We start from the raw sequence: 595 nt of genomic DNA, 5'->3' as shown, positions 1-595 counted from the left end.
GTAGTGCGGCGGCTTGGTCACCGGCACGTCGGGAGCGGCCTGCTCCTCCAGGGCCAGGAACCGGTCGGCAAGGGCGGCCAGCTTGCGTTCCATGCGCTCGATCACCGTCCACTGCTCGGCGATCTGGCCGGACAGTTCCTCGATCGTCTTTTCCTGCTCGGCGGCGCGGATTTCCAGCGTCGTCAGCCGATCGTCAGGCATCGTCATCATCCCGGTCTCTGTGAATGTGAAGCTCCCGGCCACCTTCGAAATTGACAAGCGCGGGGGGATTTGTCGAGAGTGAATGGCGTTCCGGCCAATTGGCACGGGCGGGGCGTCGTGCTAGGCAATTTGACCAAGCGATAAAAAATAACGAGTGGGACAGGCTGCATGGCGCAAGCCGCAATCGAGCTCATAGGCATCAACAAGAGTTTTGGCGCCGTGCGCGCCAACCGCGACATCAACCTGGAAGTCACGCGCGGCACCATCCATGGCATTGTCGGGGAGAACGGCGCAGGCAAATCGACGCTGATGTCGATCCTCTATGGCTTCTACCAGGCCGACAGCGGCGAAATCCGCGTCGCCGGCAAGGCGGTGTCGATCAACACCCCAAACG

2 protein-coding genes are annotated in these 595 nt (G+C 61.8%); one reads left to right on the top strand and one right to left on the bottom strand.

What is annotated here, in order from left to right; all coding sequences use genetic code 11:
* On the bottom strand, positions 1–207 hold a 207-nt coding region (locus tag EOA60_RS36265), incomplete at its 3' end, for a SlyX family protein (RefSeq protein WP_067002641.1).
* Positions 208–369: 162 nt separating this feature from the next.
* Between EOA60_RS36265 and EOA60_RS36260 the strand changes: the two genes are divergently transcribed.
* Positions 370–595: ATP-binding cassette domain-containing protein (locus tag EOA60_RS36260; protein ID WP_128312792.1), on the top strand; the 226-nt coding region annotated here is incomplete at its 3' end.

This window comes from Mesorhizobium sp. M1A.F.Ca.IN.020.06.1.1, assembly GCF_004023265.1.
GTDB lineage: Bacteria > Pseudomonadota > Alphaproteobacteria > Rhizobiales > Rhizobiaceae > Mesorhizobium.
The sequence above is the reverse complement of the archived record's forward strand: the minus strand, read 5'-3'. Positions and strand labels throughout refer to the sequence as shown.